The 26,796-nt window shown below is 61.6% G+C and carries 28 protein-coding genes, 1 tRNA gene and 1 pseudogene; 20 read left to right on the forward strand and 10 right to left on the reverse strand.

Going from position 1 to position 26,796, the window contains the following annotated elements; all coding sequences use genetic code 11:
• The first annotated feature begins 89 nt into the window (after positions 1-89).
• The 10 genes from ECTOBSL9_RS17035 (at position 90) to ECTOBSL9_RS12870 (ending at position 8,677) form a co-directional block, all read left to right on the forward strand.
• Positions 90-899 carry a hypothetical protein gene (locus ECTOBSL9_RS17035; RefSeq protein ID WP_156500129.1) on the forward strand — a complete coding sequence of 270 codons (810 nt, stop codon included), beginning with the start codon at positions 90-92 and terminating at the stop codon, positions 897-899.
• Positions 900-915: 16 nt separating this feature from the next.
• On the forward strand, positions 916-1,614 hold the full coding sequence (locus ECTOBSL9_RS12830; protein ID WP_063465377.1) for a TerB family tellurite resistance protein: 699 nt from the start codon (positions 916-918) through the stop codon (positions 1,612-1,614).
• Positions 1,615-1,624: 10 nt separating this feature from the next.
• A complete protein-coding gene (locus ECTOBSL9_RS12835) occupies positions 1,625-2,617 on the forward strand; it encodes a hypothetical protein (protein WP_063465378.1) in 993 nt (330 codons plus the stop codon).
• Positions 2,618-3,042: 425 nt separating this feature from the next.
• Positions 3,043-3,426, forward strand: coding sequence for a helix-turn-helix domain-containing protein (locus ECTOBSL9_RS12840; RefSeq protein ID WP_063463348.1), 384 nt, complete (start codon positions 3,043-3,045; stop codon positions 3,424-3,426).
• The gene (gene tnpB / locus ECTOBSL9_RS12845; RefSeq protein ID WP_063463347.1) at positions 3,423-3,788 is read left to right on the forward strand and encodes an IS66 family insertion sequence element accessory protein TnpB; all 366 of its coding nucleotides are present in this window, start codon (positions 3,423-3,425) and stop codon (positions 3,786-3,788) included. The genes ECTOBSL9_RS12840 and tnpB overlap by 4 nt, the downstream gene beginning before the upstream one ends.
• Positions 3,789-3,847: 59 nt before the next feature.
• Complete coding sequence (locus ECTOBSL9_RS12850) at positions 3,848-5,485, forward strand: IS66 family transposase (RefSeq protein ID WP_063463514.1); 1,638 nt, start codon at positions 3,848-3,850, stop codon at positions 5,483-5,485.
• 13 nt (positions 5,486-5,498) lie between these two features.
• The gene (locus ECTOBSL9_RS17325) at positions 5,499-6,047 is read left to right on the forward strand and encodes a hypothetical protein (RefSeq protein WP_205632060.1); all 549 of its coding nucleotides are present in this window, start codon (positions 5,499-5,501) and stop codon (positions 6,045-6,047) included.
• Positions 6,048-6,145: 98 nt separating this feature from the next.
• Positions 6,146-7,591 carry a DDE-type integrase/transposase/recombinase gene (locus ECTOBSL9_RS12860; protein WP_063463909.1) on the forward strand — a complete coding sequence of 482 codons (1,446 nt, stop codon included), beginning with the start codon at positions 6,146-6,148 and terminating at the stop codon, positions 7,589-7,591.
• Positions 7,588-8,433, forward strand: coding sequence for an ExeA family protein (locus tag ECTOBSL9_RS12865; protein WP_063463908.1), 846 nt, complete (start codon positions 7,588-7,590; stop codon positions 8,431-8,433). Before ECTOBSL9_RS12860 ends, ECTOBSL9_RS12865 begins: the two co-directional genes overlap by 4 nt.
• 16 nt (positions 8,434-8,449) lie before the next feature.
• Positions 8,450-8,677 (forward strand): hypothetical protein, encoded by a 228-nt coding sequence (locus ECTOBSL9_RS12870; RefSeq protein ID WP_063463907.1) that lies wholly within the window; start codon positions 8,450-8,452, stop codon positions 8,675-8,677.
• A 635-nt stretch (positions 8,678-9,312) separates the two neighbouring features.
• Here the strand turns inward: ECTOBSL9_RS12870 and ECTOBSL9_RS12875 are convergent.
• Positions 9,313-9,765, reverse strand: coding sequence for a DUF4124 domain-containing protein (locus tag ECTOBSL9_RS12875; protein WP_063465380.1), 453 nt, complete (start codon positions 9,763-9,765; stop codon positions 9,313-9,315).
• Between the two features lie 225 nt (positions 9,766-9,990).
• Between ECTOBSL9_RS12875 and ECTOBSL9_RS16680 the strand changes: the two genes are divergently transcribed.
• On the forward strand, positions 9,991-10,128 hold the full coding sequence (locus ECTOBSL9_RS16680) for a hypothetical protein (protein WP_205631968.1): 138 nt from the start codon (positions 9,991-9,993) through the stop codon (positions 10,126-10,128).
• A gap of 123 nt (positions 10,129-10,251) precedes the next feature.
• On the opposite strand, the gene ECTOBSL9_RS12880 is transcribed toward ECTOBSL9_RS16680, so the two are convergent.
• Both ECTOBSL9_RS12880 and ECTOBSL9_RS12885 read right to left on the reverse strand, forming a co-directional pair.
• Positions 10,252-10,327 (reverse strand) — tRNA-Asn (locus ECTOBSL9_RS12880).
• Between the two features lie 54 nt (positions 10,328-10,381).
• Positions 10,382-11,566, reverse strand: a complete 1,185-nt coding sequence (locus ECTOBSL9_RS12885; protein WP_063465381.1) for a pyridoxal phosphate-dependent aminotransferase — start codon at positions 11,564-11,566, stop codon at positions 10,382-10,384.
• Positions 11,567-11,642: 76 nt separating this feature from the next.
• Here ECTOBSL9_RS12885 and uvrB point away from each other — a divergent pair, with 76 nt between their 5' ends.
• Both uvrB and ECTOBSL9_RS12895 read left to right on the forward strand, forming a co-directional pair.
• A complete protein-coding gene (uvrB, locus tag ECTOBSL9_RS12890) occupies positions 11,643-13,661 on the forward strand; it encodes an excinuclease ABC subunit UvrB (RefSeq protein ID WP_063465382.1) in 2,019 nt (672 codons plus the stop codon).
• A gap of 3 nt (positions 13,662-13,664) precedes the next feature.
• Positions 13,665-14,642, forward strand: a complete 978-nt coding sequence (locus ECTOBSL9_RS12895; protein WP_082829931.1) for a L,D-transpeptidase family protein — start codon at positions 13,665-13,667, stop codon at positions 14,640-14,642.
• On the opposite strand, the gene frdD is transcribed toward ECTOBSL9_RS12895, so the two are convergent.
• Genes frdD through frdA form a run of 4 tightly spaced genes read right to left on the reverse strand, consistent with a single transcriptional unit; the run spans position 14,573 to position 17,864 of the window.
• Positions 14,573-14,938 (reverse strand): fumarate reductase subunit FrdD, encoded by a 366-nt coding sequence (gene frdD / locus ECTOBSL9_RS12900; protein ID WP_063465384.1) that lies wholly within the window; start codon positions 14,936-14,938, stop codon positions 14,573-14,575. The genes ECTOBSL9_RS12895 and frdD overlap by 70 nt on opposite strands.
• Complete coding sequence (locus ECTOBSL9_RS12905) at positions 14,935-15,339, reverse strand: fumarate reductase (protein ID WP_063465385.1); 405 nt, start codon at positions 15,337-15,339, stop codon at positions 14,935-14,937. The genes frdD and ECTOBSL9_RS12905 overlap by 4 nt, the downstream gene beginning before the upstream one ends.
• The gene (locus ECTOBSL9_RS12910; RefSeq protein WP_063465386.1) at positions 15,336-16,085 is read right to left on the reverse strand and encodes a succinate dehydrogenase/fumarate reductase iron-sulfur subunit; all 750 of its coding nucleotides are present in this window, start codon (positions 16,083-16,085) and stop codon (positions 15,336-15,338) included. Before ECTOBSL9_RS12910 ends, ECTOBSL9_RS12905 begins: the two co-directional genes overlap by 4 nt.
• Positions 16,086-16,088: 3 nt before the next feature.
• Positions 16,089-17,864 (reverse strand): fumarate reductase (quinol) flavoprotein subunit, encoded by a 1,776-nt coding sequence (gene frdA / locus ECTOBSL9_RS12915; protein ID WP_063465387.1) that lies wholly within the window; start codon positions 17,862-17,864, stop codon positions 16,089-16,091.
• Positions 17,865-18,054: 190 nt separating this feature from the next.
• On the opposite strand from frdA, the gene ECTOBSL9_RS12920 reads away from it, so the two are divergent.
• On the forward strand, positions 18,055-19,485 hold the full coding sequence (locus tag ECTOBSL9_RS12920; protein ID WP_063465388.1) for a tetratricopeptide repeat protein: 1,431 nt from the start codon (positions 18,055-18,057) through the stop codon (positions 19,483-19,485).
• Between the two features lie 5 nt (positions 19,486-19,490).
• On the opposite strand, the gene ECTOBSL9_RS12925 is transcribed toward ECTOBSL9_RS12920, so the two are convergent.
• Positions 19,491-20,072, reverse strand: coding sequence for a class I SAM-dependent methyltransferase (locus ECTOBSL9_RS12925; RefSeq protein WP_205631969.1), 582 nt, complete (start codon positions 20,070-20,072; stop codon positions 19,491-19,493).
• Between the two features lie 52 nt (positions 20,073-20,124).
• A pseudogene (gloA, locus tag ECTOBSL9_RS12930) lies at positions 20,125-20,663 on the reverse strand (lactoylglutathione lyase).
• Positions 20,664-20,802: 139 nt separating this feature from the next.
• Here gloA and ECTOBSL9_RS12935 point away from each other — a divergent pair.
• Positions 20,803-21,171 (forward strand): hypothetical protein, encoded by a 369-nt coding sequence (locus tag ECTOBSL9_RS12935; RefSeq protein ID WP_240480983.1) that lies wholly within the window; start codon positions 20,803-20,805, stop codon positions 21,169-21,171.
• 35 nt (positions 21,172-21,206) lie between these two features.
• Positions 21,207-22,349 carry a PQQ-dependent sugar dehydrogenase gene (locus ECTOBSL9_RS12940; protein WP_063465390.1) on the forward strand — a complete coding sequence of 381 codons (1,143 nt, stop codon included), beginning with the start codon at positions 21,207-21,209 and terminating at the stop codon, positions 22,347-22,349.
• A gap of 64 nt (positions 22,350-22,413) precedes the next feature.
• Here the strand turns inward: ECTOBSL9_RS12940 and ECTOBSL9_RS12945 are convergent, their stop codons facing one another.
• A complete protein-coding gene (locus tag ECTOBSL9_RS12945; RefSeq protein WP_063466196.1) occupies positions 22,414-23,244 on the reverse strand; it encodes a glycine betaine ABC transporter substrate-binding protein in 831 nt (276 codons plus the stop codon).
• Between the two features lie 158 nt (positions 23,245-23,402).
• On the opposite strand from ECTOBSL9_RS12945, the gene ECTOBSL9_RS12950 reads away from it, so the two are divergent.
• From ECTOBSL9_RS12950 to ECTOBSL9_RS12965, 4 genes are all read left to right on the forward strand, one after another.
• Complete coding sequence (locus ECTOBSL9_RS12950; protein ID WP_063465391.1) at positions 23,403-23,864, forward strand: cobalamin biosynthesis protein; 462 nt, start codon at positions 23,403-23,405, stop codon at positions 23,862-23,864.
• A complete protein-coding gene (locus ECTOBSL9_RS12955; RefSeq protein WP_240480984.1) occupies positions 23,861-24,586 on the forward strand; it encodes a TVP38/TMEM64 family protein in 726 nt (241 codons plus the stop codon). Before ECTOBSL9_RS12950 ends, ECTOBSL9_RS12955 begins: the two co-directional genes overlap by 4 nt.
• A gap of 59 nt (positions 24,587-24,645) precedes the next feature.
• Positions 24,646-26,151, forward strand: a complete 1,506-nt coding sequence (locus tag ECTOBSL9_RS12960) for a YdiU family protein (protein ID WP_063466198.1) — start codon at positions 24,646-24,648, stop codon at positions 26,149-26,151.
• A gap of 83 nt (positions 26,152-26,234) precedes the next feature.
• The gene (locus ECTOBSL9_RS12965; RefSeq protein WP_063465392.1) at positions 26,235-26,666 is read left to right on the forward strand and encodes a DUF1289 domain-containing protein; all 432 of its coding nucleotides are present in this window, start codon (positions 26,235-26,237) and stop codon (positions 26,664-26,666) included.
• Positions 26,667-26,796 lie beyond the last annotated feature (130 nt).

Below are 26,796 nucleotides of genomic sequence, written 5' to 3' on the forward strand. Positions count from 1 at the left end.
GCGGGACGTAACACATATCAGACTCGGATATCTCGGAAGGGCAAGCAAGATTCTATCGAGAGCACCCAGAGCTAGCTACTGCAACTGATATGGCTAAATTAAGTCATCAAGCTGGTCTGAAAGGAGCCCAGGTTGGTGCGGTGGTTGGTGGGGCAATTTCGATACTAGTAAACGTTGTGCAAGTAGGCACAGGAGAGAAAAGTAAAGAGAAGGCGGCTGCTGACATCTTGCATTCTACTGGTAGCGCTGCCGCTGCAGGGTATATGACTGCGTTTTCGGGGTCGTTATTGTCAGCCGCCATGCAACAATCGAAGTCGCAGGCCATTAGAAGTCTTTCGGCAACGTCACTACCCGCAGTAGTCATTTCGACATGCATGAATCTAGCGGGCATCATCAAAGCCTATGTGTCCGGAGAGATCGATGGTGTTCAGTTTCTTGAGAAGGCTGGTCAGTCCGGTACTAATATGCTGGCGTCCAGTTTGTTCGCCACCATTGGACAAATAGCGTTACCGGTACCTGTGGTAGGTGCGATGGTGGGAGGGATGATCGGCTACAGCCTGTCTAGTATGTTCTATGCAGAAGGTCTCCTCGTCCTCAAGGAGGCGAAGCAGGCAAGGATAGATTACGAGAACACCAAGCGTCTATGCGAAGCAGCAAGACAGACCATGCGCATAGAGAGGGTAAGAGTGGAGGAGCTTTTTAAAAATTACCTGGACCAGAAGGAAAAAGAATATCAGGACTTATTTTCGAACATGGATAGACAATTGCTCGAAGGAGATGTATCTGGTTTTTGCCAGACTATCAATCAGTTTGCAGGTGGTTACGGCTATAATCTAGAAGTTTCTTCAGTTAAAGATCTGGACGATATTATTAATGGGCCAGGCTCGCTGAAAATTTAACCAAGAGAGGTGGTTTATGTATTTAAGCTTGCTTAAGAGTCGTGACAGCAAGATCTTGTTTTTGAAGTATGCGGTTTTGGTTTCCTTTGTTGATGTGCTAACAGATGAAGATGAAGGGGTCGAATTTGAAGCTAGGTACGGCTCGCATTTCTATTTGTCTGACGGTCATTTTCACGATGAAATCGTTTCTTTTGCACAAAATAATGTAGAAAGCATTCATAAAACATTAAAAAGCTTCATTGCTACGGGGGTTGAGCTGAAGACCCTGAAAATGTTTTGTGACGAGATGGGTATGGAGGCATTTTTAGATCGCGACCCTTGGTATTCCGAGTTGGATAGAAAAGTTGATGAGTTGTTGGCGCAGTTTTTGTTTGGGACAGCAGCGTTAATACAAAAAACGGGTCAAACTACTAATCCAGATTTATTGAGAGAGCAAAAAATAAGGCAATCTTTTTTAATAAAGAGCTGTGAGGCGTTTGCTGAGTATAACGAGGAAATCATCGATAATCTTTCACCTGAGGAACGAAAGGTCATGATTTTTGAGTTATTAGGAATGGCTTACTCTGATGGCGTTGTATCAATTCAAGAAAAGGAAGTGGTCATTGAGATATCTAGTTTGTTGGGTGTTGAGCATTCCTTCATTGAAGATGTGACCGAAGTGATCGAAGAAGTTTCAAGGTTGCATAAAAAAGGACTTGAGTTAATCGAAGAGTAGGAGTCTTGATATGCCATTACCGTTAATTGTACCTATTGCTGTTGGTTTGGCAGGTTTATATGGCGCAGGAAAGGGCGCCAAGGCTGCTATCGATAATAGTGATGCGAAGGACCTTAATAGAAGGTCAGAGAGGATTGTCGAAGAGGCGCAGAATTCCATTGAAAACAGTCGATTGGAATGCCACGCAAGATTAGAAGATCTCGGCAAAAGAAAACTAAAAGCAATTGAAGTGGGTATCGGTAGGTTTGTGGATGTTTACTCGAGAATGGAGAATGTCGAGCTTGATGATTTCAACCTTAACGAGAATGGGTTGCCGCAAAAAAAGGAAGAGACCCCAGAGTTGATGATGAAGGAGTTTGAGTTCTTGGCCGAAAGTGGAAAAGGCGTGGGGGCGGGTGCATTAGGAGGCGGTTTAGCGGCGTTTGGGGCATATAATGGAACCATGATGTTGGCGGCAAGTGGTACAACCACCGCGATTTCCTCGTTAAGTGGTGCCGCAGCAACAAATGCAACTTTAGCTTGGTTGGGCGGCGGGACATTAGCTTCTGGCGGCCTCGGAATGGCTGGTGGTGTGATGGTCCTAGGGACCTTAGCAGCAGGGCCGGCTCTGTTGATTTTCGGGAGTATATTAGGTGCGAAGGCAGATAAGAATCTGTCCGATGCAAAAGCTAACCTTGAGAAAGCGAAGACGTTTGAGGAAGAATCTAAATTAGTCATTGCGCGCCTTACCGGCATCATCGATGCTGCGACGCTCGCTTCGAATGTAATATCCAAGGCGAGGTCACGGCTGAGAAGATCTCTTGATGCCTTGGAGAAAGTGCAATCAACGCAAGGTGTGGATTACAGGTCGTACTCTAGAGAACAGAAGGAGGTTGTTGTTATTGCAGTAAAATATACTCAGCTGATACGGGTGTTGGTGGAGTTGCCGCTGCTCAGTGAGAAGGGTGATTTAATAGAAGCTTCAGTGGAGGATCTTAGGCAGAAGAATAAGGAGCTGGCTTGAATAATTGAAATGGTGTGATAAGTAGGCAGGATAGGAAATAGTTATGAGATGGCTTCCTTCTCTGTCGGTATTATGTCGGAGCTCGGGTGCCGTAGGTGGTCGATGGGGTAGATACTTGGTCGTGAGCCGCTAAAAGCACGATGCAAGAGAGTCCGTGAGTACGATCACCCTTACTGAGGGTGTTTGCGGGTGGAATGATCACGCAGGGTGAGGTTTGAGGGGGGATCCCCCTCGGGGAGCTTGAACGAACGCGCCCTTTGGGGGAGTCTCTGGTTACCAAGCCAAGAGACACTCACAGTGTGCCATGTTCCGTTGTCCGATCCCCAGTTTTTCCGTACGCGTCCGCTAGAACCCATATTTCATAGTCCGCCCTGATCCCCCATCGTCCACGGCACGATCTCAAGCAACCAAGGAGATGTGCCGGCATGAACAGAGGTGTCCGACAGCGCAAGCGCGCTTTCTGGAAGGGACTGGTCCAGCAGTGGGCGGCTTCAGGCCAGAGCAAGGCGGCCTTTGCCCGTCAGCACGGGGTCACACCCCAGCAGTTATCGCAGTGGGCAGTGCGCTATCCGGAATGGGTGGTGGCCGCGACCGAGGCCAAGGCGGAGCATTCGCCCTCGAAGCCCGCCACCGGGACGCAGCGCTTTTTGACGGTGCGCACGGTGGGGGACGACCCTGATCCCGTAGACCTGTCGCCGCAGCTCGGTGGACCGGTGGTGGTGACCTTGAGCCACGGTCGTCGGCTCGAGCTCTATCCGGGGTTTTGCGCCCAGACCCTGCAACGGGCCATGGAGGTCCTGGAGGCATGATCGCCTGGCCCACGGGGGTGGCCATCCACCTGGCAGTGGCGCCGGTGGATTTCCGCAAGGCCTTCGATGGTCTGTGCATCGAGATCGTCGAGGCCCTGGAGCGGGATCCGCTCAGCGGTGAGTTGTTCGTCTTCCGCAACCGGGCCGGGGATAAGCTCAAGGCCCTGTACTGGGATGGCCAGGGCTTTGTGATGATCTACAAGCGCCTGGAGAAGGGGCGCTTCAAGTGGCTCCAGCAGGTGGATGGAGATGCAGAGGGTGAGGTTCGGCTCTCCCGCAGCCAGATGCAGGCGCTGTTCGAGGGTATCGATTGGCGGCGCCTGGAAACCCCTCGAAAATGCCTTGCCACAGCCACCCGCTGATAGATAAATACCATCAACAAGTCAGCCACTTAGCGCTTTCGGCGTGGTAAAATGCGGGCATGTTAAAGGGCGCTGCACAAGACCTGCCGACACCCCCTTCCGGCCTGCGCGAATCGCAGTTCCGCGCTGCCCTGGCGGACCGTGATCAGCTCATTGAGCAGCAGTCCCAGCTACTCGCCCAGCAGCAGTCCACGATCAATGAGCTGAGCGAACAACTGGAGAATCTCAAGCGCCAGGTCCTTGAGGCCCAGCGCAAACGCTTCGGGCAAAGCTCCGAGCGTGGCTGTTACCTCCAGCAGGATCTCTTCCACCCGCAGGAAGCCCCGATCCCCGAGCAAGACGAAGAAGAAACCACCGAGGCGCCCAAAAAGCGGCGCAAGACCCAGCCCCCTCGAGGTCGCCGTGTCCTCCCACCGGAATTGCCCCGGGAGACGCAGCGCTACGACTACGACGACGAAACCCGGGCCCAACTGGAAGCCCAGAACGGCGGCCCGCTGGTGGAGATCGGTGTCGAGGTGACCGAGACCCTGGAGTACCAACCCGGGCAGCTGTACGTGAAGCGCCACGAGGTGCCCAAGTATGCGATCCAGGGGGATGACGGGGAGCGCACCATCGTCTCTCCACCGCGCCCCTCGCCACCGATCCCCGGCGCCCAGGTGGGTGCCAGCCTGCTGGCCCATACCGTGATCAGCAAGTTCGCGGATCATCTGCCGCTCAACCGCATCAGCCAGCAGCTGGCCCGGGATGGTTACGACGTCCCCCGCCAGCGGCTGTGCGACTACGTGCTGCTGTCCGCCTCGGTCCTGGCCCCGCTGGCCGACCTCGTTCGCCAGGATGCCCTGGCCAGTCCGGTCGTTCACAGTGACGACACCACGGTGCCGCAACTGGAAAAGGGCCGACGACAAACCCGAACCTGTCGCCTGTGGCTCTACCTGGGCCGCGGGCGGGAGGACGGCATCATCCCGGTGTTCTACGACTACACCACCAACCGATCCCAGGAAGGTCCGCTGGAACACCTGCGTGACTACCAGGGATATCTGCAAGCCGATGCCTATGCGGGCTACCTGAACGCCGAGCGGATCCAGGAGGCGCTGATCTGGTGTGCCTGCTGGGCCCATGCGAGGCGCCCGTTCGAAAAGATCGCCCGCAAACACAAAAAACGCGGCCGGGTGCATCTGGTGATGAAGCTGATCACGGCGATCTACCAGGTGGAATCGCGCCTGCGCGAACAGGGGATCACGGACCCCGAGCAGATCCGCGAGGCCCGCCAGCGCCGCACGGTGCCCATCCTCAAGCGCTTGCGTCGCCTGCTGGACCGCATCCTGCCCAGCCTGCCGCCCCGGGGAGACTTCGCCAAGGCGATCGGTTATGTCCTCAACCACTGGCAGGCCCTGATGCGCTTCACTGAGGATGGCCGCCTGGAGCCCGACAACAACCGCGGCGAACGCGCCCTGCGCGGGGTATGCGTGAGCCGCAAGAACTGGAACTTCACCGGCTCCGAGAATGGTGGCCACGCCCTGGCCATCCTGCTCACCCTCCTGGAAACCTGCAAGCAGAACGGGGTGAACCCGCGTCACTATCTGATCGATGTGCTTGAGCGCATCCAGGATCATCCCGCCAATCGCCTCCACGAACTGCTGCCCTATCACTGGGAACCGCGCACCCAGGCCTGCGGGGAGAATGCCAGCGGGGAGTGAGGGTTGGGTATACGTGCCCTACCGGACACTTACGTTTTTCCGGTTTCTAATCCACATCGATGAGGCATTGGCGGCCGAGGCGCAGGCGGCCGGGTGCCCGTGTGGCGGCGTGCTACACCGCGCCAACTATCCACGCAAGCCGCGCGGCTGCCCGCCTGCGTTCCGCGCTGAATACGCGACGCGGCTGAGTTTCTGCTGCAGCCAGTGCCGACGTCGGACGACCAGCCAGTCGGTGCGTTTTCTGGGGCGGCGCGTATGGCTGAGCTGGGTGGTGGTGCTGGGGTCAACCCGGCCGGCCGGGCACGGCACGGCGGCGGCTGCGTTGTGTGAAGCGTTATCGATTCCCTGGCGCACCCTGGCACGGTGGCGGCGGTGGTGGCGCGAAGACTTTGTGCGGACCTCGCTGTGGCGGGTGCTGGGTGCGCGGTTCCTGCTGCCGGTGGCTGCGGCACGGTTGCCGAACGGTCTCCTGGAGCAGTTGCCCGGCCAGGAACACGAACCGCTGCGGTGCCTGCTGGCCTTGCTCACCCCACTCACGATCACGGCGCCCGAGGGGCGCTGAGTTCCCGCAGAGGATGCCAATGGTCGAACCGATTCCCGCTGCGTAGCCTTCTCTCCCGGTCGTGGTGCCGCCGGCACCGCGCATATTGGGAGACGAACGTGCATCCACCGAACGATCCTCTGTTGCGTGATCGATGGGCGCGCTTGCGCTTCTCGATCATTGGTCCCTTGTTCGCCGCACCGCCGGAACCGGGAGCATTGCGGGCGGCACTGGCGGCGTTGGCCGAGCGCGTCTGGCGCCATCCCGTCACCGGCACCGAGGTGCGCTTCGGGGTGTCCACACTGGAGCGCTGGTATTACGCGGCACGGTCGGCCCCCGACCCGGTGGCGGCACTGCGCAACCAGCGCCGCCCGCATGGCCACTTCACCGCCATGACGCCGGCCGTGATCGCCGCCCTGGTGCAGCAATACCGGGAACATCCGGGCTGGACGGTGCAGTTGCACTTCGACAACCTGTGCGTGGACCTGGCCGACAGCGAGGTCTGCATGCCCTCGTATCCCACGGTGCGGCGCTATCTGAAGGCGCACGGGATGTTCCGCCAGGCGCGGCCGAAGTGTGCAACCGACGGCGCGATCCTCGCCCGCGACCGATTCGCAGCGCTGGAGGTGCGCAGCTACGAGCTGGACCATGTCTGTGCGCTCTGGCACCTGGACTTCCACCACGGTTCGCGCAAGGTACTGACCCGAGAGGGCGCCTGGGTCAAACCGTACCTGCTCGGCATCCTGGATGACCGCTCGCGCTTGATCTGCCACCTGCAGTGGTACCTGGACGAGACGGCGCAGAGCCTCGTCCACGGCCTGTCCCAGGCACTCATGAAGCGCGGGTTGCCGCGTGCCCTGATGACGGACAACGGTGCAGCGATGATCGCCGAGGAAACCGTTGCCGGATTGCAGCGCCTGGGTGTGCTGCACCAGACGACGCTACCGTATTCTCCCTACCAGAACGGGAAGCAAGAGTCCCTTTGGGGGCGTATCGAAGGTCGCCTGATGCCGATGCTGGAGGGACAAACCCCACTCACCCTCGATGTGCTCAACCAGACCACGCAGGCTTGGGCCGAGCAGGAGTATCACCGCACCCGCCACAGTGAACTCGACACCACCCCGCTGAAACGCTATCTGGCCGGGCCGAACGTCAGCCGGGACTGCCCGCCGGTCGCGGCACTGGCCGATGCTTTCCGTGTTGAGGTCACCCGCCGCCAGCGACGCTCCGATGGCACGGTGTCTCTGGAGGGGCAGCGCTTCGAGATCCCCGCCCGCTACCAGCACCTCGACCGGGTGTCGCTGCGCTACGCGCGGTGGGATCGCACCCGCGTCGACTTGGTCGATCCCCGCACCGGCACCGTCCTGTGCCCGGTGCTGCCGCTCGACAAATCCGCCAACGCCAACGCACAACGACGCGTCCGGCCACCTGCGGCACGCGCGCTCACGCCACTGCCACCCTCGGGGATGGCGCCGCTGTTGCGCCAGTTGCTGGCCGACTATGCCGCCACCGGCCTGCCGCCCGCCTACCTGCCCACCCCAGACCCCGAAGAGGACTCCGCATGAACTCGAAATTACTGGCCCTCTATGGGCTGAAGTGGAACCCATTCGCCACCGAAATCCCGGTCGAGGCGCTCTATGTGCCCGCACGCGTCGAGGACTTCTACTGGCGCATCGAACAGGGCCTGGTCCGCGAAGGCGGCTTCGCCATGATCAACGGCGACCCCGGCACCGGCAAGAGCGTGGTTCTGCGCCTGATCGCGGAACGCCTGGCACGGCTGCCCGATCTCACCGTCGTCGCCATCCATCATCCGCAGAGCCAGTTGGCCGACTTCTACCGCGAGATGGGCGATCTCTTCGGCGTCCCCCTGCGCCCACACAACCGCTGGGGCGGCTTCAAGGCCTTGCGCGAGAACTGGTTCGCGCATCTGGACACCACCCGCCGGCGCGCAGTGCTCCTGATCGACGAAGCCCAGGAAATGAGTCCCGCGGTCCTGTCCGAACTGCGCCTGATGGCCAGCGCCCGCTTCGACTCACAGACGCTCTTGTGCGTGATCCTTGCCGGCGATGCCCGCCTGCCCGAGAAGCTGCGCCGCGAGGAACTGATCCCGCTCGGCTCCCGCATCCGCACCCGTCTGGTCACCGAAGCGGCCAGCCGCGAGGAACTCCTGGCTTGCCTGCAGCATCTGCTCAACACCGCCGGCAACGCCAGCCTGATGACGCCCACGCTCCAGCACACCCTGTGTGACCACGCCATCGGCAACTACCGCCTGCTCACCACCCTGGCCGCCGAACTGCTCGCCGTGGCCGCCCAGCGCGATCTGCCGCAGCTCGACGAGAAACTCTACCTCGACGTGTTCGCCCCCGCAGAAAAACCCACTCCGCGCCGTGCCGCCGCAAGCCGTTGAACCCCTGGAGACCCTCATGCCCGCAACCCTCCATCCGCAATCCCTGCCCTGGCCCGAACTCAGCGACGACGCTGTCGTCGAGTTGCAGGCCCTGCTCCACGACTTCCTGATCTTGTTCGAATCCCACTACCTGGGGCAGATCCACCGCTACCACGACGAACGCTCGCAGGAAAATATGACCCAGCTCAGCTTACTGTCCGACGTCCCCCTCCCGACCGAGGACCCAGACAACCCTCCGTTCTGACGTCCTCCCAAGACCTACGCCCAAGACGCCGCCGAACTCCCTCCCGGGCGCCGGCGGCGTCTTGCTGATCAGGCCCCTTAACGAACGTGATCAGGAGGACATCAATTCGGGTGATCACACTCAGTCCGATGGTCTAACGTTAGAAGCTGCCACACAACGGGTGCCTAGATCAATCAGAACGAGAACCTAACGGCCATCGACGTCAGCGAATTGGAGTTGACCCACTATCGTCTGACCAAGCGTGAGGAGAAGCGCCTGCGTCTGGAAGACTCGGATGGGGACTACGGCCTCAAGCCGGTCAGCGAGGTGGGCTCAGGCAAACCCAAGACGCCGGCGGCTGTCACAAGTGGTTGCCTGAGAGCGAATCTTTATGCTGCCATTTCCAGGGGGTTATCCTTAGGGACTCGCTCAAGAGTCATGGTGACAGTATCGACATGCGACCAGTTACGAGTCTTTCCAGTCCACCGCTCCGGGCGAAGCTGTCGGGCTCTTTGGAACTGCTGATGACAGGGGGCGCCTTATCCTCACTCCTGTGGGCTCAGCGGGCGGGTGTGACAGGGAAGCGGATACCGCTGTGGCGCCGGGCGGTGTTCGTGTTTGTACCAGCGGGGCCTTGAAGGGGGAGAGTCGCTGAATTAGCGGCAATATTCTCTGGCTTCCCGCTGGTCTCGTTCGATCCGCTGTCGGAGTGTGCGGCCACGGTCTGCCGTATAGCCTCTTCGCAGTTCGCTGCGGGCGTTTTCTATGCGGTCTTGGTAGAACTGGCACATACGCTGGTTTGATCGGGAGTCGATCTCGTCGAGCCGCTGTTGCAGGGCCTGTTGGCGTCGCTGTAGTTCGCGCTGCCGGGCGGCCTCACGGTCTTGGCGCTCAAACTCGCGGAGCTGGCGTTGGGTTTCCAGGCGCCTTCGCTGGGCTTCGCCCGGGTCAGCGGGCGCTGCCTGGGGTTGAACTCGCTGTGTGTTGGCGCCGGGCGGGGCGTCCCCGAAGTGGGTGTTACCGTCTTCGTCGGTCCATCGGTATACCTGGCCGCTGGCGGCCGCAGTAATCAACGCGAGCGCGATGCCCGCTGCCAATGCCAGTTTCACCGTATTCCCTCCTGTTCCTCTGCGCCTATCGAGAAAGTCCTTGCTCGGCCTCTTGCCCGCGCGCGCCCCTTATATCTCGCAATGTAGCCGGGACCCCCATCCCCAAGCCTGACTCATATCAATTCAATCGCCCGCTTGGGAGCCCAAAGCCAACGGGATTCCGAGAATTTTCGTCTTAAGAACGAGCGCACCAAGGCCCAAGGTCATGGAAAGGGGGGGGGTGCCATGATCCAGGTCGATGGCGCCGGTCTACAGCCCCACCTTGAAGCTTTCATGTGGGAGATCCTGCCTGCGAACGATTCAGGTCGGGAGGTGCGCGTGAACGCGGACGGCGGCGCCATGCTGCTGGGGATGGGAGAGTAGGGCCTTGTCCTGATTCCGCCTGCGTTCGTTGACAAGCGTCGCGCCTGTCAATGCCGGGTCGTTGACAAATCCGTTGACAAACAAAAAAGGGGTTAGGACTCATCATCCTAACCCCTTGATTTTTGGCTCCCCGGGACGGGCTCGAACCGCCGACCTAGTGATTAACAGTCACCCGCTCTACCGACTGAGCTACCGGGGAATTGCTTTGGAAGCCCGGCATATTACGGATGCTGCCGGGCTTCGTCAAGGGGTTTTAACCCTCTACTGCACGACCAATGCGTTCCACGGCCTGCTTGAGGTTATCCAGGCTGGTGGCGAAGGAAATACGCACGTGGCCTTCGGCGCCGAAGGCGGAACCGGGGACCAGGGCAACGCCCACCTTGTCGAGCAGGTGCTCGGCGAATTTCACGTCGCTATCCATGCCCAGCTTCTCCATGGCGCCCTTCACGCTGGGGAAGGAGTAGAAAGTGCCGTCGGAGGGCAGGCATTCCACGCCCGGGATGGCATTGAGGGCCTCCACCAGGTAGTCGTGGCGGTCCTGGAAGGCCTTGCACATCTCGGCCACGCAGGACTGATCGCTGTTCAGGGCCACCTGGGCGGCTTCCTGGGCGATGGACGTGGGGTTGGAGGTGCTCTGGGACTGGATCTTCTTCATGGCCGCGATCAGCGGCTTGGGGCCACCGGCGTAGCCGATGCGCCAGCCGGTCATGGCATAGGCCTTGGACACACCATTGAGCACGATGGTCTGCTCGTACAGGTCGGGGCAGGCCATGAGGATGTTGCAGAAGGGGGCATCGCGGAACATCATGTGCTCGTACATGTCGTCCGTGGCCACCACTACATTGGGATGACGCAGCATCACCTCGCCCAGGGCGGCCAGTTCCTCGCGGCTGTAAGCCACGCCCGTGGGGTTGGAGGGGCTGTTGATCACCACCAGGCGGGTGCGGGGCGTGATGGCCGCTTCCAGTTGCTGGGCCGTCATCTTGAAGCCCTGGGACTGGTCGGCGCTGACGATTACCGGCTTGCCGTCGGCCAGCAGCACCATGTCCGGGTAGGACACCCAGTAGGGGGCGGGGATGATGACTTCGTCGCCCTCGTTCAGCAGGGCCTGGCAGAGGTTGAAGAAACTCTGCTTGCCGCCGCAGGAGACCAGAATCTGATCCGGCTGATAGCTGTGACCGTTATCGCGCTGGAACTTGTCGATGATGGCCTGCTTCAAACCTGGCGTGCCGTCCACGGCGGTATACTTGGTCTTGCCCTCGCGGATGGCGGTGATGCCCGCCTCCTTGATGTGATCCGGCGTGTTGAAGTCGGGTTCGCCGGCGCCCAGGCCGATCACGTCGCGTCCTTCGGCCCTCAACTGGGCGGCGAGGGCGCTGACGGCCAGTGTGGGGGAGGGCTTGATGCGCTGAACGCGGGATGAGAGCTTGATGTCCAAGGCGGTATCCAGGAATGCTGGTGGATGGAAGACTCGATCCAAAATAATACTCAAACTGTCCTGATAAGATAAGCCCATGGACCAACCTTTCCACCTTTCCACCCGCTTTGACCCGGCGGGAGACCAGCCCGCCGCCATTGAAAGCCTGCTGGATGGCCTGGACTCGGGCCTGGCCCATCAAACCCTGCTGGGAGTGACCGGCTCGGGCAAGACCTTCACGATTGCCAACGTGATCCAGAAGTCGCAGCGGCCCACCATCATCATGGCGCCCAACAAGACCCTGGCGGCCCAGCTCTATGGCGAGATGAAGGAGTTCTTCCCGGAGAACGCCGTGGAATACTTCGTCTCCTATTACGACTATTACCAGCCCGAGGCCTATGTGCCGTCGTCGGACACCTTCATCGAGAAGGATTCCTCCATCAACGACCACATCGAACAGATGCGCCTGTCGGCCACCCGGGCCCTGCTGGAGCGTCGCGATGCCATCATCGTGGCCAGCGTTTCGGCCATTTATGGTCTGGGGGACCCCCGGGCCTATCTGCAGATGGTGATGCACCTCAAACGGGGGGATGTGATCGATCAGCGGGAGATGCTGCGCCGGCTGGCGGAATTGCAGTACACCCGCAACGATCTGGAGCTCAAGCGCGGCACCTACCGGGTGCGCGGCGAGGTGATCGACATCCACCCGGCGGAGTCCGAACGCGAGGCCGTGCGGGTTGAGTTGTTCGACGAGGAGATAGAGCAACTCTCCTATTTCGACCCGCTCACCGGGGAGGTGCTGCGCCGGGTGCCGCGCTTGACCATCTATCCCAAGACCCACTACGCCACGCCCCGTGAGACCCTGCTCGAAGCCGTGGAGCAGATCAAGGTGGAGCTCCGGGAGCGCCTGGAGGCCTTGCGCCAGTCGGATCAGTTGGTGGAGGCCCAGCGCCTGGAGCAGCGCACCCGCTTTGATCTGGAGATGATGCTGGAGCTGGGCTACTGCTCCGGGGTCGAGAACTATTCCCGCTATCTTTCGGGCCGCAAGGCGGGGGAACCGCCGCCGTGTTTTCTGGATTACCTGCCCAAGGATGCCTTGCTGGTGATCGATGAGAGCCATGTCACGGTCCCACAGCTGGGCGCCATGTATAAAGGCGACCGCTCCCGCAAGGAGACCCTGGTGCAGTATGGCTTCCGCCTGCCTTCGGCCATGGACAATCGTCCCCTGCGTTTCGAGGAATTCGAGGCCCTGGCACCCCAGGCCATTTATGTTTCCGCCACGCCCGGGCCCTATGAGCAGAAGATGGCGGGGCAGGTGGTGGAGCAGGTGGTGCGTCCCACCGGACTGGTGGACCCGGAGGTGGAGGTGCGCCCGGCGACCACGCAGGTGGATGATGTGCTCTCGGAAATCCGGCTGCGCACGGAGGTCAATGAGCGGGTGCTGATCACCACGCTCACCAAGCGCATGGCCGAGGATCTCACCGAATACCTGAGTGAACACGGCATTCGCGTGCGTTATCTGCATTCCGACATCGATACCGTGGAGCGTGTGGAGATCATCCGTGATCTGCGCCTGGGGAAATTCGATGTCCTGGTGGGTATCAACCTGTTGCGTGAGGGCCTGGACATGCCCGAGGTGTCCCTGGTGGCCGTGCTGGATGCGGACAAGGAAGGCTTCCTGCGGTCCGATCGCTCGTTGATCCAGACCATCGGCCGCGCGGCCCGAAACCTGAACGGCAGGGCGATTCTTTACGCCGACAGGGTGACGGGCTCCATGCAGCGGGCCATGGACGAGACTGAACGTCGCCGCGAGAAGCAGGTGGCCCATAATCAGGAACACGGCATCACCCCCAAGGGGGTGGAGAAGCGTATCGCCGACATCATGGAGGGTGCCTATGCCGGTGGCTCCATGGCCGCACCCAAGCGTTACGCCAGGGTGGCGGAGCAGGAGGCGGAATACGGACGCATGTCACCCAAGGATACTGCCAAGGAGATCAGTCGTTTGGAGAGCCAGATGTTCGAACACGCCCGCAACCTGGAATTTGAGGAGGCGGCCCGATTGCGGGACCGGATCGAGAAGCTCAGGGACGGCATGCTGGGCGTGGTGGAGGGCTAAGGCATGAGCTACCGTTCATGGTGTCTGGCCCTGGGGCTGTGCCTGATCAATGGACCGTTGCTCGCTATTGAAAGAGCCTGGCCCATTACTGAGGGTATGGATGTGGTGGGTGAACTCAGTCACGCGGAGGCGGCCTACGAGGACACCCTCATCGATGTGGCTCGTCGTCACCAGGTGGGTTTCGAGGCCATCCGTCGGGCCAATCCCGAGGTCAATACCTGGATCCCCGGGGAGGGCACCCGGATCCTGTTGCCACACAAGTTCATCTTGCCCGATGCCCGGAGGCAGGACATCGTGGTCAACCTGCCCGAGATGCGCCTGTACTACTTTCCCCGGGATGAGTCCCGGGTGATGAGCTATCCGGTGAGCATTGGTCGCATGGACTGGGGCACGCCGGTGGGCACCCTGGATGTGATTGAAAAGCGGGAAAACCCCAGCTGGACGCCGCCGGATTCGGTGCGTAAGGCCTATGCCGAGCGGGGCGAGGAACTGCCCCGTGTGGTGCCGCCAGGCCCGGATAACCCCATGGGAGACTATGCCATCCGCCTGAGTCGACCCAGCTACCTGATACACGGCACCAACTGGTCCACCGGCATTGGCATGCGCTCCACCCATGGCTGCATCCGCATGGACAACGACGATATCGGCGAACTGTATTCCCGGGTTTCCCTGGGCACGTCGGTGAATATCGTCAACCAGCCCATCAAGGTGGGCTGGCGGAAGGGGCTTCTCTATCTGGAAGCCCACCCGCCGCTGGAAGAGCTGGAGGACGATGCCAAGGGCATGGACGAGGCCGTGGCCAAGGTCATGGATGCGGTGGGGGAGCGCGATGCTCGGGTGGACTGGAGTCGTGTTCGTTCAGCCCTGAACGAAGTATCCGGCGTGCCCCAGGTGGTGGGTTGGGAGGCCGATCAGCCCCTCACCACCAGCACCAGTGCCACCAGCAGTGCCAGGGCCGAGCCGCCCGCGGCCGATCCGTAGCAGATCAGCTTGAGCCGCTCGGAGGCGTGCACACCCAGGTCATGAAGGGTGTGCAGGATGCGATGGGCTGCATGGAAAAAGAACAGGGCGATGAGTATGGCCAGCCCGAATCCGATCAGCGGATGCCCCAGCAGCCCGCGCATCTGCTCATAGCCCATGGCATCGGGGCCGAAACCCATGCCCATGGGCACCAGCAGCCCCACGATCAATACCAGGATGGGCCCCACCAGGGCCGCCAGCATGCCGCCGCCGCCGAACAGGGACCAGAAGATGGGTTCATGTGAGCGGGGCTTCATTGCAGACCTCTTATGGCAGCGACCAGGATCACCAGGGACACCACACCCCAGGCCCATAGGGCCACGCGGTTCAGGGTGACATCGGAGAATCCCCGGGGAAACCGGCGCGTTTTTACGGGCGGCACGGTCAATGGCAACACCTTGAACCAGGTCCAGGCGTGGAACGTGAAGGCGGCCAGTACCACCAGGTGCAGCAACCAGGACAGCGGCGAGAACAGCAGGCCGCGCCAGGCTTCAAAGGCCCCCGGCCCCACGGCCAGGGTGGCCATGCCTATCAGCAGGAACACCCCGTACAGGGCGATGACCACACTGGTGCCCTCGCGCAGCAGGTAAAACCGGTAACTGGGGCGGCGCAGCCACCAGCGCTGCATGCCGCGGGTGTAGGTTCTGGGTTGGTTCATCGGCGCCCCCTCGGCTTGAGAAACCGCAGGAAGTAGTCCTGGGTGCTGGCGATCTTGTTCTGATTGATGGCCCGGGCCGGGTCCACGTGCTTGGGGCATACCTCCGAGCATTCCCCCACCAGGGTACAGCCCCAGACGCCTTCCTCGGCGTTGATCACTTCCATGCGCTGTGCCTCGCCTGCATCCCGGGAGTCGGCGTTGTAACGGTGCAGCAATGCCAGGGCTGCCGGGCCGGTGAACGCCTCATTGAGACCGTACTGGGGACAGGCGGCATAGCACAACAGACAGTTGATGCACTGGGCATAGCCCAGGTAATCCTGGATCTGATCCGGTGTCTGGTTGCGCGGCTGATCACCTGGATCGTCATCGGCCGACGGGATCAGGTAGGGGTGCACCGACTCCAGCTTGGCGAGAAAGTCCGTCTGGTCGATGGCCAGATCCCGCAGGATGGGGAAATGGGCCAACGGCTCCACCCGGATGCGCGCCGGATGGTAGTCCCTCAGAAAGGTCTGGCAACTGAGTACGGGTTCGTTGTTGACCATGCAGCCGCAGCTGCCGCAAATGGCCATGCGGCAGGACCAGCGGAAGGTCAGGGTGCCATCCAGGTGATCCTTGATGTACTGCAGGCCCTCAAGCACGGACATCTCCGCCGTGAACGGCACCTCGTAGCTCTGGTAGTAAGGGGCCTCGTCGGTCTCCGGATGAAAACGCAGGCATTCAATGACAATGGTGCGGGTCTGGGTCATGTCTTATTCCTCCCGCGCTGGCTGATCGGGCTGGCTGTCGCGACCATAGATACGCTCACGCGGGCTGGAGCGGGTGATGGTGACGGGTGCATGGGAAATGCGGGGTGGCCCGTCGCCCTGGTGGTGGGCCAGGGAGTGGCAGAGGAAGTTGTCATCATCGCGTTTTTCGAACCCATCCTGGCGCAAATGCGCGCCCCTTGACTCCTTGCGCGCCAGGGCCGAATGCGCCATGGCCTCGGCCACCTGGAGGGTGTGGCCCAGTTCGATGGCGGTGAGCCATTCGGTATTGAAGCAGCGCCCCCGGTCATCCAGCTTCACGCCCCGGTGATAGCGGTCCCGCAGGGCCGACAGGCGTTCGCAGGCCTGCCCCATGCGCTCGGCATCGCGGACGATGCCGACGCCGGACTCCATGATGTCGTGCATTTCCGCGCGTATCACCGCCACCCGTTCGCCCTCGGTGGTATCGAGCATCTTCAGGTGCCGGGCTTCGGCCTCGTTTGCCTGGGCTTCCAGGTTGGCGGGCGCGGTGGTGGTCTCCCGGGCCAGTCGTGCCGCCGACTCGCCAGCGGCGCGACCGAAGACCAGCAGCTCGGCCAGCGAGTTGGAGCCCAGCCGGTTGGCGCCGTGGATGCCCACGCTGGCGCATTCGCCGGCGGCGAACAGGCCTTGCAGCGGGGTGGCACCATTCACGTCGCAGGGTACGCCGCCCATGGTGTAGTGCACGGCAGGCCGGACGGGGATGGGGCTGTCCACCGGATCGGTGGCGGCGAAGGTGAGTGCCAGTTCACGGATCATGGGCAGGCGTTCCATGATCTTCTTCTCGCCCAGATGCCGCAGGTCCAGATGCACGGCGCTGCCGTTGGGTGTGTTGATCGTGCGACCGGCCTGATCCTCGTGCCAGAAGGCCTGGGAAACCCGGTCGCGGGGGCCCAGTTCCATGGCCCGTGGGCGAGGCCAGGGATCCAGCGGGCCCATGCCGTAGTCCTGCAGATAGCGGTAACCGTCCTTGTTCAGCAGGATGCCGCCTTCACCGCGGGCCCCCTCGGTGATCAGGATGCCTGAGCCGGGCAGGGCCGTGGGGTGCCATTGCACGAACTCCATGTCCCGCAGGGGAACACCCTGGGCATAGGCCATTCCCATGCCCTCACCGGTGACGATGCCGGCATTGGTGTTCTGCCCGAAGACGCGACTGGCCCCACCGGTGGCCAGGATCACCGCCTTGCAGCGCAGCAGTACACTCTCGCCGGTGGCGATGTTGAAGGCCAGCACCCCCTGGACCCGCCCATCTTCCACCAGCAGATCCGTGCAGAAGAATTCATCAAAGCGCCGGATGGACGGGTACTTGAGCGAGGTCTGGAACAGGGTGTGGAGGATATGGAAACCGGTCTTGTCGGCGGCAAACCAGGTGCGTGGCGACTTCATGCCCCCGAAATAGCGCACATTGATGCCGCCATCGTCCTGGCGGCTCCAGGGGCAGCCCCAATGTTCCAGCTGGGTCAGTTCCCGGGTGCACTGGCCGATGAAGTATTCCACCACATCCTGTTCGCACAGCCAGTCACCGCCGGAAACGGTGTCTTCGAAGTGCTTGTCCAGGGTGTCGTCCGGGTGGATCACCCCGGCGGCTCCCCCTTCGGCGGCCACGGTGTGGCTGCGCATGGGGACCACCTTGGAGACCAGGGAAATGGTCAGCTCCGGGTCTGACTCAGCGGCCGCGATGGCCGCCCGTAGCCCGGCGCCGCCGCCACCGATAATGACCAGATCAGATTCAATCGCATCCATCCTGCTCAACCTTGTCTCCCGATGAGGGTTTGCGTTAGCGCAACATAACTTATCATGCCATTAGAGGATATGTGCCCGCCAAGTTCAAATCCCGGGCCCTGGATGGTCAGGGGTTCGTCCCGGGCGCTCAAGTTGGCTATGATCTGCGCTGCGCCAGCGCAGCACCATCCACCTTGAGTACCGGGACAGCATGAAGCGGCTAAGAACCCACTATGAAAACCTGCAGGTGACCGAGAATGCCAGTCAGGAGGTCATAAGGGGGGCGTACAAGTTTCTTTCACAGAAATGGCATCCGGACAAGAACCAGCAGCAGCGGGAGAAGGCGGAGCGGGTCACCAAGATCCTCAATGATGCCTACAACGTGCTCTCCGACCCGGACCAGCGCCGCGCCCACGACGAATGGATTGCCGAGCAGCGCACCGTACGCAAGCTGGCGGATCAGTCCGCCCAGCCGGGCGGCGCCAGTTCCAGGAACTACGTCTACCATTATTCCTATGCCCTCAGCCCGGAACTGGCGGGGCATCGGGAGCGGTACATCAGCCTCAATGACGGCACCGTGATGGATGTGCGCACCGGCTTGCACTGGTTTTGCCATTCCGTGGGCGAACGCTGGCATGCCGGGGGCATCTTCACGGGTACGCCCCAATTGCATGATGCCGAACTGGCCGCGGCCCTGCCGGCGCGGGTGAATACCGGCCAGGGGCAGGGCCGGTTCAAGGACTGGCGTCTACCCAGCGAGAAGGAGCTGAAGTCGCTGTACACCCGCAAGGGGATCAGTCTGCGGCGCTCCCTGGATGACTCGATCTTTTCCATCGATGACAAGGGTCCCTACTGGACGCTGACCGACAACCCCTGGCTGTACGACAACGTGCCCCGGGTGGTCATCCTGCAGGGGGAGGGGCAGCGCGGGGATGGCGATCTGGTGCTGGCCCGCGCGCGCCTGGTGCGTGGCCCTGACCACGCCATGCTGGCCGAGTTGATGCACCAGATTGCCACCGATTATCTGGCCCGGGGGGAGCGCCAGGAGGCCATCAAACACTTCCAGCGCTCGCTGGAGCTGGCCGAACAGGCGAGCGGCGTCGAGGAGAGCAATATCATGATCCTCATGCGCGACCTGGCCCTGGCCTATTTCGAATCCCAGCAGCCTTCCGAGGCGGAGGCCTGGCTGCGCCGGGTGCTGGAACGCAAGCGGCACCACCACGGCCCGGACCATCTGGAGGTATTCAAGGCCATGGTGGACCTGGCCTGCCTGCACAAGTCGCTGGGCAACTTCCGGGCCGCCCTGGATGACCTTTCCCAGGCCTACGGTGTTCTGAGGCGCCTGGAGAACGTCAGTCAGTGCATGACGCTGGGTGTGCTGTATGACCTGGTGGCCCTGCAGATCATGCATGGGGAGCACCGCAAGGCGGAAACCCTGATCAGTCGGTATCTTGAGCACTCCGAGGGGTCGGACCTGGGGGCCTTCCCGGAGCGCACGAACGTGTTGTTCATCATTCTGGGGTTATTGCGTTCCAGTTCCGGGCAGGGGGTGGGTGACCCTCAGCATCTTTACCGGACGTTTCTGGAATTTTCTCCGCCTCCGGTGGAGGAGGCAGAGGACTTTACGCGAGTGGGGGTGTGAGGGCCTCAATTGTGAAACAGGGCGATATTCTGCGTCGGAATCTCCAGTCGCCAGCCATGGCGCCGGGCAATCCAGGCCAGGGTGTCTGGTGAGTAGAAGCAGATGTGGGTAGGGTCGCGCCGGTAATGCCAGCGGGGAAAATGCGCGTCTGCGGGACGAAAACCCGTCATCACCCCCAGCCACCCTCCCGGGCGCAGCAGGGCGCTCAGGCGCTCGAACTCCAGCCCCGGGGCCCGGAAATGCTCGGCGGTTTCACTACAGGTGATGAAATCGTAGTGCTGGGTCAGGGCAGCCTGATCCGGGAAGAAGACCGGGTCGTAATACCGGGTGGGAAAGCCCTTTTCTTCCAGCATCCGCGATAGGGCAGGCCCCGGACCGCAACCGTAATCCAGGCCTCTGGCCCCGGCGCTCAACCGGGGCCAGAGGGCGTCGCTCAGGCGCGACAGAAACGCACGGTAACCGGCATCCCCGGGATCATTGCGGTGGCTGGCATAGTACTCCCTCTCTCCCGCAACGGAGAGCCAGCGCACCGGGTCGAGCCAGACCAGACGGCAGTCACTGCACAGGAAATAGTCGCTCGTGTTCACGTGAGCGTAGAGCCAGGGGCGTGACTTCCCGCACAGGGGGCAGGGCATGCCCTCAGCGACGCCCCATGCCCCTCAGGCGGGCGGGTTCGATGATCTCGATCCAGTAGCCATCCGGGTCGGTGACAAAGGCCACGTCCTTCAGGCCACCTTCGTCCGGGCGCTTGACGAACGGCACCTGATTGTCGTCCAGCCAGCGCACGGCCACGTCCAGATCCGGCACCGAGAAGCAGATGTGCCCAAACCCCTGGGGCTCCGAGTTGCCATCGTGGTAGCTGAAATCCGCCTGCTTTTCCGTGCCCCAGTTATGGGTGAGTTCCAGGATGCCTTCCTGGTTGAAGGTCCACTCGGTCCGCTTCGCCTCATCCTCCGGGGGGGCTTGCCGTCCTCGAGTCGGGCCAGGAAGTACAGCGAGAACTCCAGTTCGGGAAAATCCAGGCGACGCAGCAGACGCATGCCGAACACCTGGCTGTAGAAGGCCAGGGCACGCTCCGGGTCCTTGATGCGCAGCATGCAGTGGTTGAGGCGAAAGCCCCGGGTCTGGGGGGCGACGGATTTGGTGATGCCAGGTTCCTGTTCGGTATCGAATGCCATGAGAACTCCCATCGTTTGCTGGTTTCCCTATCAGGGACAGGATCTGGAAGGGGCGAGTTTCATCCTTGGCCGCATCTTACCCCGGGAGACCTGGATTGAGTATGCTGGACCTTCACCCGTGTTTCAGGAGTAAGGACCAATGGCAGAAGAAACCCCCGCGCCCGTGAGCCCCAACCCACATTCGGATGATCTGCTGATGCCCAAGGTGGTCTACATCCTTTATATCCTGGGGCCCTTTGTCAGTTTCACCGGCATCATCGGGGTGATCATCGCCTATATCTACCAGGGCTCGGCCCCGGACTGGATCAAGACGCATTACCGGTTCCAGATCCGCACCTTCTGGATGGGCCTGGCTTTTCTGATCCCGGGTATTCTGCTCACTGCGGTATTCATCGGCTGGCTTGTCCTGCTGTTCTGGGCCATCTGGCTCATCGTGCGCTCCGTGAAGGGCATGAAGACCCTGGGGGAACGCCAACCGGTGGAACATGTGGAGCGCTGGTCTTTCTAAGGCTGCACAAGTCGAAGAAGTGGAGGTACCACAGCATGAGGCATCGTTATCACAAGCTGTCCGTGGCGTTGGCAATCGCCATGGGTGTTGCGGGTACGGTCTCCGCCCAGGAAGTGGTGAGGGAAGGGATCAGCACTGAATACCAGAGTTTTAACCTGGTGAGGGTGGCCTCCGGGCTCTCGCATCCCTGGGCCGTGGCCTTTCTGCCGGATGGACGCAAGCTGGTGACTGAGCGCTCGGAGGGGATGGTGGTGATCGATGAGGGTACCAAGACCCGTGTCACGGGCCTGCCGGACTTTCACGCCACCAATCAGGGAGGCATGCTGGATGTGGTGTTGCACCCGGCCCACGAGGATAACGGCTGGATCTACATTACCTACTCCAAGGGGGATCGGCAGGGCACGGTTCCCGCTCTGATACGGGCCAGGCTGGAGGGCCACGAGCTGGTGGACGTGGAACATCTGTTCGAATCCAACGAGTACACGCAGCCGGGCCGCCATTACGGCTCCCGGGTGCTGTTCCTGGAGGATGGCACCTTGCTGATGACCATCGGCGATCGGGGCGCCGAGCCTCCCCGGGCACAGGATACCCTGGATCATTCGGGGAGCGTGGTGAGGCTGAACGATGATGGCTCCGTGCCGGATGACAACCCGTTTGTGGGGGATGATGCCTACGCGCCGGAAATCCATGCCTACGGCCTGCGCAACATCCAGGGGATCGCCCTGCACCCGCAGACGGGGGAGGTCTGGGCGACGGATCACGGCCCCCGCGGCGGCGATGAACTCAACCTGATCGAAGCGGGCAACAACTATGGTTGGCCCAAGGTGACCCTGGGCCGGGATTATCGCACCGAGGAGCAGTTCCCGGATGCCGAGGCCCGTCGCAAGGAAGACATGACTGATCCGGTGTTCGAGTTCCTGCCCACGCTGGCGCCTTCCGGGTTGGCCGTGGTGGACAGCGACCGCTTTTCAGCCTGGGATGGCAACCTGCTGGCCGGGGGGTTACGTGCCCAGCGGATTCTGAGGCTGGTGGTGGAGGATCAAACGGTGATTCACGCGGAAGAGTTGCTGCACAAGGATGTGGGGCGCGTGCGGGATGTACGTCAGGGGCCGGATGGTTATCTCTACGTGCTCAGTGATGAATCCGATGGCGGGCTCTATCGGCTGGAGCCCCGGTAAGGTCCGGTAAAGTAAAAAGCCCCTCTCCCGCTTTCGGGAAAGGGGCCAGGACCTGGCGCAGGTCTTACTGCAGCCAGGCGTCTACCACATCGCGGTTCTGCTCCACCCACTTCTTGGCGTTTTCGTAGGGGTCACCGCCTTCTTCGTTCATGACCATCAGGTCGGCCACCTGGTCCGTGGTCCACTGGAAGTTATCCAGGATGGCGTAGGCTTCAGGCATGTCGTCCTTCAGGCCGGTGCGCACCACCGTGTGAATGGCCTCTTCACCGCCGAACACGCCCTTGGAATCTTCCAGGTACTTCAGGTCCCAGCGACCTTCCTTCCAGTGCGGGGTCCAGCCGGTGACCACCACCCAGTCGTCGGTGCGAATGGCGTTGGAGAGCACGCCGGTCATGGTGGCGTCGGAACCTTCCACCAGACGCAGATTCAGGTCGTATTCATCGATGACCGTCTCGGTGGTGCTCATGATGCCGGCGCCTGGGTCGATGCCGATGATCTGACGACCGAAACGTGCAGCGTTATCATTGAGCTCATCGATGGAGTCAATCTCCACGTAGGTGGGGACCATCATGCCAATCCGGGTGCCTTCCAGGTTCGGTCCCAGATCTTCCACGCGGTCACCCACTTCTTCCACATAGCTGGCGTGGGTGGTGGGCAGCCAGGCGGCCACGAAGACATCCTGGTCGCCCGTGGCCACGGATTGCCACATGGCGGCGGCACTCACGGAAGTGGTGCGCACGTCATAACCGGCTTCTTCCAGGACCACGCGCATCACGTTGGTGCTGGCCACGGCGTCGGCCCATTCCACGTAGGGAATATTCACCCGGCCTTTGTCAGCGGCAGCGGCAAATGGGACAGCCGCCAGGCCAAAGGCCAGGCAGCTGCCGGCCAACATTTTGGGAAGATTGCGCTTGAAATGCTTACTCATTGATACCCTCCATACAGAATTTGAGGCGCCTTTGAAGTCGCGCCCGGCTGCTTGAGCCTGATTTTCATGATACACATTATCAGCCATGGGGAAAAAAGCCCCCTTGAAAAGCTTGGTTTTACGTAATGCCCGAATGTCCTCTCCCACCCCTGTGCCCCTCAAGTGATTCGCCTGGTCTGCTGGTGGGGCTCGGGTGTCAGCGAAACCTATCCCGAGAGACCCTGGAGGCCGCTCTGCGTGAGGCTCTGGGGCGGGTGGGCGCGTGCCTGGAGGCCGTCGTTGTCCTGGCCACCCTGGATGCCCGGGCACGGGAGCCTGCCATCACCACTCTGGCCTCGGAACGAGGTTGGGCAGTGCATGCCTATCCGTCCGAGGCCCTGGCTGGGGTCCACGTACCCCATCCGTCCGAACGGCTGCGTCAGCTCACGGGGACCGCCTCGGTGGCGGAGGCCGCTGCCATTCTGGCTTCCGGAGCAGGGCAGGGGCGCATGATTCTGGAGAAGTATCCGTATCGGGGGGCGGACGGGGGGCATGTGACCGTGGCAATCGTCCAACTGAATCCATCATGTGTCAGTGAGGGGCCTTGATCCTGCCTATCCCCGCAAGATACCTGCCCTGGATTCTGGGTCTGCTGGGCGTGTTCCTGGGTACGGCCACGTGGGTTGCATTCCAGTTTGGGGGCGACATCGTTCGCTGGGTGGGCGGTTTTCAGGGGCAACTGGTCTCTGGAGTGGATGCCCGCCCGGTGCTGGCTGGAGTCATTTATGTATTGGTGGTGACCTTTGGCAAGGTCACGCCGTTTCCCGGCGGATTTCTGCTCATGCTCTCTGGTGGGTTTCTGTTCGGGGCCCCGGTCGGGGCGGTGTTGAGCGCCCTGGGGTCGGCCTTCAGCGCCGTGATGGTGGGGGCCATGGGACGATGGTTGTTTTTCGATGCCATTCATCGACGCTGGGGGAGTCACCTGGCGCGCTTCGAGGACACGGTGGCCACCAACGGCTTCAATTTCATCCTGGCCGCCCGGCTGTTCCCCATTGTGCCCGCGTGGATCATCAACCTGATGCCGGTGGTCTTTCCCATTCCCTTCCGGCACGTATGGATTGCGACCTTCCTGGGGCTCGTCCCCATATCGTTCGTGGTCGCCAGTCTGGGTGAGGGCCTGTCCAACCTGGCTCAGGTGGAAGATCTGAGCCCGTCCGATGTGTTCAGGCCTTCACTGCTGTTGCCCCTGGCGGGGCTGGCCCTGCTGGCCCTGGCACCCAGTGCCGTCAGGCTCTGGCGTCAACGCCGCCGTGATCGTGGGGTGGATTGATGTTAATCTGAGGATTCTAATCAGGTATTGTCCATCCACGACACTTGGAAGGTTGCACCATGTCCACTGCGCCCGTGCTGGAATCCATGACGTCCCCTGTGGCCTTCGACAATCGCTACGCCCGCTTGCCGGAGCGCTTCTTTGCCCGTATGAACCCAACGCCCGTGGCATCCCCCCGGCTCAAGGCCCTCAATGCAGGGTTGTGTCGAGAGCTGGGCATCGACCCGGACGCCCTGTCGGAGGAGGGGTGGGCTCAGACGCTGGCTGGCAATACCTTGCTGCCTGGCTCCGAGCCCCTGGCCATGGCCTACGCAGGTCATCAGTTCGGCCACTTCGTGCCGCAGCTGGGCGATGGTCGGGCCCTGCTGCTGGGTGAGGTGGTGGATCCGACGGGGGCACGACGGGATATTCAGCTCAAGGGGGCCGGCCCTACACCGTTTTCCCGAAGGGGGGATGGTCGTGCGGCACTAGGGCCTGTGTTGCGCGAATATCTGCTCAGCGAAGCCATGCATGCCATGGGCATTCCCACCACCCGGGCCCTGGCCATGGTCACCACCGGTGAGGCTGTGTATCGGGAGGAGCCGTTGCCCGGCGCCGTGCTGACCCGGGTGGCCCGCAGCCACATCCGCGTGGGTACCTTCCAATACTTTGCGGCACGCGGTGATCACGCCGCAGTAAGGTCCCTGGCGGATCATGTGATCGAGCATCATTATCCCGATGCCCAGGGGGCATCGTCCCCGTATCTTGCCCTGCTGGAGTCGGTGGCCGAGCGTCAGGCCGAACTGGTGGCCCGCTGGATGCTGGTGGGCTTCATCCATGGCGTGATGAACACGGATAACATGGCCGTCTCCGGGGAGACCATTGATTATGGTCCCTGCGCCTTCATGGATACCTACCATCCCGGCACCGTGTTCAGTTCCATCGATCAGCGGGGACGCTATGCCTTCGCCAATCAACCGGAGATTGCCCAATGGAATCTGGCCCGACTGGCTGAGACCCTGCTGCCACTGATCGATGATGACGCATCCAGGGCCATCGACCAGGCCACGCAGATCCTGGAGGCCTTCCCGTCCAGGATCTCCACGCACTGGCTGGCCGGCATGCGCAGCAAGCTGGGACTTCAGACGGAAGAAGACAGCGATCTGGAACTGGTGCGTGAACTGCTGGATGTGATGCGCAAGCAGGAAGCAGACTTCACCCTGACCTTCCGTCATCTGAGTGACCTGGCCGCGGGTGTGGAGGTCCATACCCGTGTCAGGTCCCTGTTCAATCATGCCCAGCCCTTCGATGTCTGGCTGCCCTGCTGGCAGGCCCGGGTGGCCCGTGAACCCGATGGGGCAGGTGAGCGCGGGGCCCGCATGCGGCGCGCGAACCCGGCGTACATCCCGCGCAACCATCGCGTGGAGCAGGCCATTGTTGCCGCCGTCACCGAGGCGGACTTTGGTCCGTTCGAGCATCTGCTTGGCCTTGTCACGCAGCCATTTGATGAACATCCCGGCGAGGAGGCCTTCATGCTGCCGGCCCGGCCGGAGGAACGCGTCCACCAGACCTTCTGCGGTACCTGAGGGGTGGTGATTCATTCATGTTCATGGAAAGCGCCCGGGTTAGGATGAGGGCGGCCAGCGATCCCAAGGAGCCTTTTGATCTTATGCAGAGCCCGTGCATCCATGTTTGCCAGACTGAAGAGGGTCGGTGCATCGGCTGCGGCCGCACCATCCTGGAAATCGCCGCCTGGACGCGGTTCACCGATGGTGAACGTCAGGTGATCATGGACCGGGTCCGCGACGAGGGCTACGGGGACGCACCGCCCGAGGCACCCACTCCTGACCCGGGTTCCCAGGCTTCAGACGAGGAGGAAAATGCGGAGCCGGAGAATGACCCTGGCATTCCCCGCGAGATCCAGATTACCGGCGCCGACCGGCACCGCCCTGAGTCGGTCTGTATCGACGGCATTCGTTACGGTGAGCAGATCGTCGATCTGGTCAAGGCCTTACAGGCCATTGCCGAGGGTGGGCATGATGCCGCCTCCTGTCGATCCATCGCCGTTCGGGCCCTGCAACGTCCCGCCCGCCGCCGCTGAACCGCCTTGTCTTGAGGGCCGTAATCCTTTAGCCTGACCACTATTCTCGGATTCAATCCCTCCGGGAGAAACGATACGCAGCCCAGGCTGCAAACCCCGCCCCTGACGGGCCCATGGTTTGCGGCCTTTT

This window comes from Ectothiorhodospira sp. BSL-9 (assembly GCF_001632845.1).
Lineage (GTDB): Bacteria > Pseudomonadota > Gammaproteobacteria > Ectothiorhodospirales > Ectothiorhodospiraceae > Ectothiorhodospira.

Bases quoted from the DNA above. Each gene is read 5' to 3' on its own strand.
- uvrB (WP_063465382.1), top strand. From the start codon at position 11,643: ATGGACCAACCTTTCCACCTTTCCACCCGCTTTGACCCGGCGGGAGAC.
- frdD (WP_063465384.1), bottom strand. From the start codon at position 14,938: ATGAAGCCCCGCTCACATGAACCCATCTTCTGGTCCCTGTTCGGCGGC.
- ECTOBSL9_RS16680 (WP_205631968.1), top strand. From the start codon at position 9,991: ATGATCCAGGTCGATGGCGCCGGTCTACAGCCCCACCTTGAAGCTTTC.
- ECTOBSL9_RS12830 (WP_063465377.1), top strand. From the start codon at position 916: ATGTATTTAAGCTTGCTTAAGAGTCGTGACAGCAAGATCTTGTTTTTG.
- ECTOBSL9_RS12910 (WP_063465386.1), bottom strand. From the start codon at position 16,085: ATGACCCAGACCCGCACCATTGTCATTGAATGCCTGCGTTTTCATCCG.
- ECTOBSL9_RS12945 (WP_063466196.1), bottom strand. From the start codon at position 23,244: ATGTTGGCCGGCAGCTGCCTGGCCTTTGGCCTGGCGGCTGTCCCATTT.
- ECTOBSL9_RS12895 (WP_082829931.1), top strand. From the start codon at position 13,665: ATGAGCTACCGTTCATGGTGTCTGGCCCTGGGGCTGTGCCTGATCAAT.
- ECTOBSL9_RS12960 (WP_063466198.1), top strand. From the start codon at position 24,646: ATGTCCACTGCGCCCGTGCTGGAATCCATGACGTCCCCTGTGGCCTTC.
- tnpB (WP_063463347.1), top strand. From the start codon at position 3,423: ATGATCGCCTGGCCCACGGGGGTGGCCATCCACCTGGCAGTGGCGCCG.
- ECTOBSL9_RS12920 (WP_063465388.1), top strand. From the start codon at position 18,055: ATGAAGCGGCTAAGAACCCACTATGAAAACCTGCAGGTGACCGAGAAT.
- ECTOBSL9_RS12905 (WP_063465385.1), bottom strand. From the start codon at position 15,339: ATGAACCAACCCAGAACCTACACCCGCGGCATGCAGCGCTGGTGGCTG.
- ECTOBSL9_RS12850 (WP_063463514.1), top strand. From the start codon at position 3,848: ATGTTAAAGGGCGCTGCACAAGACCTGCCGACACCCCCTTCCGGCCTG.
- ECTOBSL9_RS12865 (WP_063463908.1), top strand. From the start codon at position 7,588: ATGAACTCGAAATTACTGGCCCTCTATGGGCTGAAGTGGAACCCATTC.
- ECTOBSL9_RS12965 (WP_063465392.1), top strand. From the start codon at position 26,235: ATGCAGAGCCCGTGCATCCATGTTTGCCAGACTGAAGAGGGTCGGTGC.
- ECTOBSL9_RS12870 (WP_063463907.1), top strand. From the start codon at position 8,450: ATGCCCGCAACCCTCCATCCGCAATCCCTGCCCTGGCCCGAACTCAGC.
- ECTOBSL9_RS12840 (WP_063463348.1), top strand. From the start codon at position 3,043: ATGAACAGAGGTGTCCGACAGCGCAAGCGCGCTTTCTGGAAGGGACTG.
- ECTOBSL9_RS17035 (WP_156500129.1), top strand. From the start codon at position 90: ATGGCTAAATTAAGTCATCAAGCTGGTCTGAAAGGAGCCCAGGTTGGT.
- ECTOBSL9_RS12935 (WP_240480983.1), top strand. From the start codon at position 20,803: ATGGCAGAAGAAACCCCCGCGCCCGTGAGCCCCAACCCACATTCGGAT.
- ECTOBSL9_RS12835 (WP_063465378.1), top strand. From the start codon at position 1,625: ATGCCATTACCGTTAATTGTACCTATTGCTGTTGGTTTGGCAGGTTTA.
- ECTOBSL9_RS12940 (WP_063465390.1), top strand. From the start codon at position 21,207: ATGAGGCATCGTTATCACAAGCTGTCCGTGGCGTTGGCAATCGCCATG.
- frdA (WP_063465387.1), bottom strand. From the start codon at position 17,864: ATGGATGCGATTGAATCTGATCTGGTCATTATCGGTGGCGGCGGCGCC.
- ECTOBSL9_RS12950 (WP_063465391.1), top strand. From the start codon at position 23,403: ATGCCCGAATGTCCTCTCCCACCCCTGTGCCCCTCAAGTGATTCGCCT.